Annotated in this window: 5 protein-coding genes; all 5 read right to left on the reverse strand. The window is 45.6% G+C overall.

The features are described from left to right. Positions 1 to 410 (reverse strand): TMEM175 family protein (locus PHF79_03625; GenBank protein MDD5318870.1); only part of this gene is annotated, 410 nt, incomplete at its 3' end. A gap of 32 nt (positions 411 to 442) precedes the next feature. Then, on the reverse strand, positions 443 to 2401 hold the full coding sequence (locus PHF79_03630; GenBank protein MDD5318871.1) for a phenylalanine--tRNA ligase subunit beta: 1959 nt from the start codon (positions 2399 to 2401) through the stop codon (positions 443 to 445). A gap of 16 nt (positions 2402 to 2417) precedes the next feature. Next, positions 2418 to 3137, reverse strand: a complete 720-nt coding sequence (gene pheS / locus PHF79_03635) for a phenylalanine--tRNA ligase subunit alpha (protein MDD5318872.1) — start codon at positions 3135 to 3137, stop codon at positions 2418 to 2420. A gap of 33 nt (positions 3138 to 3170) precedes the next feature. Next, a complete protein-coding gene (locus tag PHF79_03640) occupies positions 3171 to 5411 on the reverse strand; it encodes a glycosyltransferase (protein MDD5318873.1) in 2241 nt (746 codons plus the stop codon). A gap of 25 nt (positions 5412 to 5436) precedes the next feature. Then, positions 5437 to 6423, reverse strand: a 987-nt coding sequence (locus PHF79_03645) for a hypothetical protein (protein ID MDD5318874.1), incomplete at its 5' end; no start/stop codon positions are given.

The following is a 6423-nucleotide window of genomic DNA, read 5'->3' on the forward strand; positions in this document are numbered from 1 at the left end:
TTGTGCTCAATATAATAGCGCATAAAAAGCAGAGTCACTCCGATACAAATAACATTGAGACCGTAAACCGTGATGGCGGTAATATTTTCACTATACCGTCCGAGCAAGCGAGCAGAAAACGGCACTAGAGTGATAAAAAGAAAAAACATGGCATTGTAGTCAGCTAGGCCGACCGTGAGATTGCGTGCATAGACGGATGCCAAAAAGTGATGGGCGCGCCAATAAGTGAAAAGCAAAGCAAAACTCAAAACCAGACTAAGCAAAAGGGGTGTGATCGTGGAAAGAGCCACAAAAAGGGCTTGGAAATCCAAAGGATTAGAGATAGCTGGTACCCGTAAATCAAAAGCCAACAAGGTCATAGCGATAGCAAAGATGCCGTCTGCCAAACCATCAAGCCGTTGTTGTTTCATATTTCAAAATTATAGCACAACCAAAACAAAAACTACCTCACTACCCACCCGAGAGTTTTCATGGCCAAGGAAATTTTTTCCATCACCGCGCCGATTTCGACATCGGTCAAAGTGCGTCCGTAAGATTGGAAAACCAGGCGATAGGCGTAGGAAGTTTTACCCTCTTTGGTGAAAACATCAAAAAGTCGGTCCTTGACGAGCAGCTCCCCTACCTCTTTTTTGATCAACTTTAGTGGCTCGTCTTGAGACATTCCTTCAGGCACAAAGACCGCAATGTCTCGCACCACAAATGGGTACAAAGAAAATGGCTGATACTTTTTGTCCGAGGGCAGAGACTCAAAACCCAGCTCTGCCAGCCGCTCTGATCCATTTTTGCCATTTTTTTCTGACAAAACTGAAACCAGGGCATCAAAATCTATTTCCACTCGGGCACCATACTCTCCCGTTTCGATGGCGGCAGAAGCCGCGACTGATGTACCGAGAGCTTGGTCAAGCTCGCTTAGACTTTCTTTCAAAACACTTTCCGAGGTTACCCCTTTTTTCTTTTTTATTTGCAACACTCCCAGACAAAGAGAAGTTTTTTCTCCGGAAGCCGGAAAAACTTTGCCGATTTCAAAAAGTTTGACGGTGTCGAGAGCAAGAAAATCTGCATTCCGTCCATTGGTGATCAGGGACTCGGCCATCTTGGGAGCAATCTCTTCGCGCAAGGCTGATTTGTCGCTAGCCAATGGGTAGCTGATTTCAAAGGCACCTTTGGAAACGAGCGTGTAGAGCAAAACTTCAGAAAAACCCAGACTCACCAAAATATTTTTAGTTTTTTCAGCGTAAAAGAAGGTCCGGTCCACTGGCGTACCGCCAGATGAAGGCAAGGGTGGAGGAAGCACCGCTGGCAGATTTTCGTAACCCTTGATGCGAGCCACTTCCTCAGCAATATCAGCCGAAATCACCAGATCAAGACGATCGAGGGGTGGAGTGATCAAAATGCAAACGCCATTATTTTCTCCCGCCTTCTGCTCTTCGACCTCACAATTTAGCCTGGTCAAAATATTTTTTATTTCTGCCGCGGACACCTCCACCCCAACAACTGAAGAGATATATTCTGGGGTGACGCTAACCGTCCATTTTTGGGCCGGCTGAGAATAAATATCGGTCGTATCTCCGATTTGGGCCTCAGGTACAAGCTCGGAGAGCATAGCTGTGATCTGATCCATGGCCTCGCCTGCAAGAGCAGGTGTGATTTCATTTTCGAAACGCTTTGAAGAATCGTTGCGAAGATTGGTCCGGGTAGAAGTCCGGCGGATAGCGGATGGATTGAAATTGGCAGCTTCAAGGATGATTCGGGTTGTCCCTCGTGTGACTTCCGCCCGCTTGCCGCCTTTTACTCCGGCAATCGCCAAGACTCCTGCATCATCCGCAATGACCAGATCATTTTCATCCAAAATAATTTCCTTGCCATCAAGAGTGACCATTTTTTCTCCCGCCGAGGCTTTACGCACCTGGATAGCTCCACTGATTTTATCGGCATCAAAAGCATGCAGGGGCTGCCCAATATCAAACATCACAAAATTAGCCAGGTCCACAACAAGATTGATAGATCTAGCTCCAATAGACTCAAGCCGCTGACAAAGCCAAGTGGGACTGTCACCGACCGTCACATTTTCTATCAGCCTGGCTATATATCGGCGACAGAATACCTCATCTTTCACCTCTACGGGCACGTGACTCACCCTTTGGTCCAAAAGTAAGGGATTTTTTGGTTTTTTGATCAGCACAATTTCGGTCAAAGCACTCGCCTCTCCAGCTACCCCGCAATGACAGAGGGCATAGTGTGCGCGGTCAGGCAAAACTTTAACATCGAGAATAGTATCGTCGACCAATTTTTCGACAGACTCAACTTCAAAACTATGGGCATTAAAAAGGGCTGCCAATTTTTCAGCAGACGGAAGAGCTTTTTCAAAATATGTTTGCAGCCAGGCGTAAGAAATTTTCATAAATTCTGAAGAAAAATTAAAACTGATTGATCAAGCGCAGATCGCCCGAATATAAATGACGGACATCGTCAATGCCATAGCGAAGCATGATAAGGCGATCAATCCCGCCCCCGAAAGCAAAGCCCTGCCATTTTTTTGGATCGAGACCAGCAGCGGACAACACATTGGGATGAACAATGCCAGCCCCCAACAATTCGAGCCACTTCCCTTTCCAGAGCACATCTACCTCAATCCCCGGCTCAACAAAAGCAAAATAGCTCGAACGAAAACGGATCTTGACTTCCGGCCCCAAGAACTTTTTGAAAAAAAGGGCAAGGGTGCCTTTGAGCTCTGCCATGGAAACATGCTCATTGACGTAAAGCCCTTCGATCTGGAAAAACTGAGCTTCATGCGTAGCGTCGGTAGCTTCATTTCTAAAAACTTTTCCCGGCATGATAATCTTGAATGGGCGAGGATTGTCTTTGAGTGACTGCATAAAACGAATCTGGACAGAAGAAGTGTGGGTCCGTAGAAGCTTTCGCTCTTGGCCTGGTTTTGTTTTTAACCAAAAGGTGTCTTGCATATCCCGCGCTGGATGATCGGCAGGTATATTGAGAGCATCAAAATTATAAAATTCCGTTTCAAGCTCTGGCCCTTGGACGACTGAAAAACCAATCTCATCAAAAATACGAGCGATGTCCCGCACCGCTTGAGTCATGATATGAAGATGGCCCTGATCTAGTGGCTGTGACGACATATCGCTTATTATCTGCATAAAATAGACATTAAATCAAATAGAATGTGGCGGCTCCACCATGGCGGCTCGAGCCAACAAATATGAAAGGGTGGATTCGGCGCCTTGATTTAGATTGACTTGGTTTTCCCCAAGACCATCATAGCTGCCGCCAGACGTGGGAGAATAAACTATCTGACCGAGGACATTGCTTCCCGTAAACCAATCAAAGGCCTGCTCTTTCTTTTCCAAATAAAAAGGATCCTGAGTGATTTCAAACATGGTTTGAAGGGCCAAAACCAAAGCCGAAACCTCCTCGGGCTGCTGGTCATAGAGAGGCTTGATGCCGCCCTGCTTAAACCAGCCGGCTTGGCCAACAGGTACGCAGATTTCATCACTAAAAGAATTATCTACCAAAAAATTTAAGGAAACTTTAGCAATTTTTAAATACTCCTCATTTTTCGTCACCCTATAGGCAAAAAGCAGGGCCTCGGGTATCACAGCATTTGAATAAGTCAGACCACGCTCAAACCACCGCCAGTCTGGAGTTGAATTTTTATGGAAACCGTCTACGAGAAAATCGGCAAACGAGACTAGTCTATTTTTTATTTCTTCTGCCTCTGGATCCACTTTCAGCCAAAGAGCCAAGGCTTTGATATGAAAAGCGACCGCTCGCGGAGAATGAATTTCTTTAGAAAAACTATACTGTTTTTTGAACACGGCTTTGGCGCGCTCTCGCAAAAATTCGGGCGCTTGGCTGGTACATAAAACGGCTAAAGCTCTGGCTGCTCGGGCGTCAGCATCTTCAAGATTTTCAGACTTGTTGCGTTCTTCGTCGGGTCTATGCTCTTGATCATAGTAGTTCCTAAATCCTCCATCCTCTTTGGCTGCTCGTTCGAGAAAGCTGAGATAGATTTCCGCCAACTTAAACAGTCCCGTTTTTTCTTCTTCTGCTATCAGCTTTGCATACCAGCACGCCACCACCAAGGCGCGTGAATTGTCGTCAATCGTATAGCCAAAACTGGGGTCTGGATCTGTCAGATTGGCAAACTGGAAAATGCCAAAGTCATCCGTCATTCTTTTGAGATGATCAAGCTTAATAGGCGGCAAGCTTTTTCCTTTAGTAGCCAACTCCGGAGATAATTTTTTAAACTCACGCATGTACGACAAAGCTACGTTTGGCCAGGTCATATTGCGAGTGCGAAAGTAGGCTGTCTTGCTCATAGACAAAAGTTTTCCACAGTCTCCAAAAATAGAAACGACCGACCGTGAAATTGACTCGACATTATTGAAATCCACCAACATTCCGAGCTCTGGAGTGATGACTTCGCGAGCCTGGGCGAAATGAGTCGATACTACAGGACGGCCCATGCCTAGAGCATAGGTAAGCGTACCTGAGACAGCCTGATCTGGGTTTTGTGAGAGGGAGAGATATACATCAGTGGCTTCCAAAAACCTAAGCAGCTCATTAGTTTTCATATATCTCTCATAAAAAATAACATTCTTTTCCAAGCCCAGCCTGCGAACCTGTTCTTTGAGACTTTCTATGTATACCCTGCCCTCTCTCCTCAAGACAACAGGATGAGTGGCCCCTATGACAGCGTACACCGTGTCCGGATATTCACGAATGATCTCAGGCAAAGCCGCGATAGCAAACTCAATCCCTTTGCCCTTATTAAGTAAACCAAAGGTGGACAGCACTTTTTTTCCTTCGAGACCAAGCGAAGACTTGGCGAGCTTGCCGTCTGTGTACGGCCTAGGATGCAGTCCGTGCGGAATGACCGCTATTTTTTCGGCTTGGGCCATATACTTATCTTCAAGAAGAGCTTTTGATAGCTCTGTCATGACGATCAGCTTATTGGCTCGCTCGATGATTTCACAAGCTACCTTTTTCAAATGTTCTGATGGGTTTGGCAGGACAGTATGAAAAGTCACGGTAACTGGTTTTTGGATTTCCCTTAAAAAGAATAAAAGATTTTCTCCATCATTGGCTCCGAAAATTCCAAACTCATGCTGGACAGAAATGAGCTTGACGTGAGGCATCTCATTTAGCTGCTTGGCTACGGCAACATATTCTTCCGGCTTATTTTCTGAAATTTGAAAAATAACTTTATCTGGATAGGTGAGAGATTCGGAATCCTCAGTATTCATGGCCACCACTTTGGTTTCTTCGTGCGGCACAAACAGCTCGTCAAAATATTCCACAAAATCAGCCGTGAAAGTGGCGATGCCACACTCCCGCGGAGGATAAGTGCCGAGGCAGACTACCCACATTTTTGGTTGCGAAAGATTTTCCATAAAATTAAAAATTATATCGTGTGGACTAAGCCGTCTCGTGACGAGTGTGCCCGGAGATCCCTTCGAGCTTGAGAGCTTCTAATAGTTTTTGGACAGAGCCTGTCGCCAGACAGACGTATTTATCCGAAGCACCATAATAGACAAAAAGGGTGTCCCCAGAAATATAGCCGCCAGTAGGAAAAATTATATGGGTCCCATTCTCACTTTCGTAGGGCCTTTCTGGACTCAGGATATCATACGAGAGCTTGCCAAGAATATGCGTAGGATCCTTGAGGTCGAGTAGAGCGACTCGGATAGAATAAATAAAATTGCCGGGTATTTTGCTTTTTTCAACATGGTGATAGATCATGAGCCAGCCGTCCGAGGTCTCAATCGGCGGCAAGCCAGGCCCGACTTTAGCATCGAGATCGTGGGATGGGGACAAAAGCATTTCATTGTCGCTCCAGTGAATCAAGTCATCAGACCAAGCAATCCAAATACTAGGCAAAGTTGGCAGCTGCTCGAAAGGAAATGGCAGAGGTACCTCTACTTTTTTAGAATATAAACTTTCAAACCATTCTTTGCCCCAACGATTGGGACGATGAAGCATGGCGTAGCGGCCGCCAATTTTTTTTGGAAAAAGCACAATGTCTTTGTTGTCTGAATGAGGAGATGAGATGATACCGAGATTTTCATAAGTCAAAAAATCCTTAGTTTTGAGTAAAGCTGTAGCCGTTTCAAGCGGAAGGTCTCGGGCAATCCCTTGATTGTGATCCATAATGCGCTCAGGCACCGCCACATAAGTCACGTAGAAATCCTCCTCAATCTGGGTAATGCGAGGATCCTCAGTCGCCCACTTATCAAACTCCTGTTTTGGTCCAAAGACTGGCTCTTTGGAAAGTCTTTCAAAAGAAATCCCGTCTTTACTTTTGGCCAAGCCAATATGCGATGTGTAGGATTCTCGCTCGCCCACTGCTCGATACAACATAATGACTTCATGATCTACTTTTATAACTCCTGGATTAAAAACTCC

The sequence above is a fragment of the Candidatus Paceibacterota bacterium genome, assembly GCA_028714275.1.
In the GTDB taxonomy this organism is placed as follows: Bacteria; Patescibacteriota; Minisyncoccia; order Phycocordibacterales; family CAINVO01; genus CAINVO01.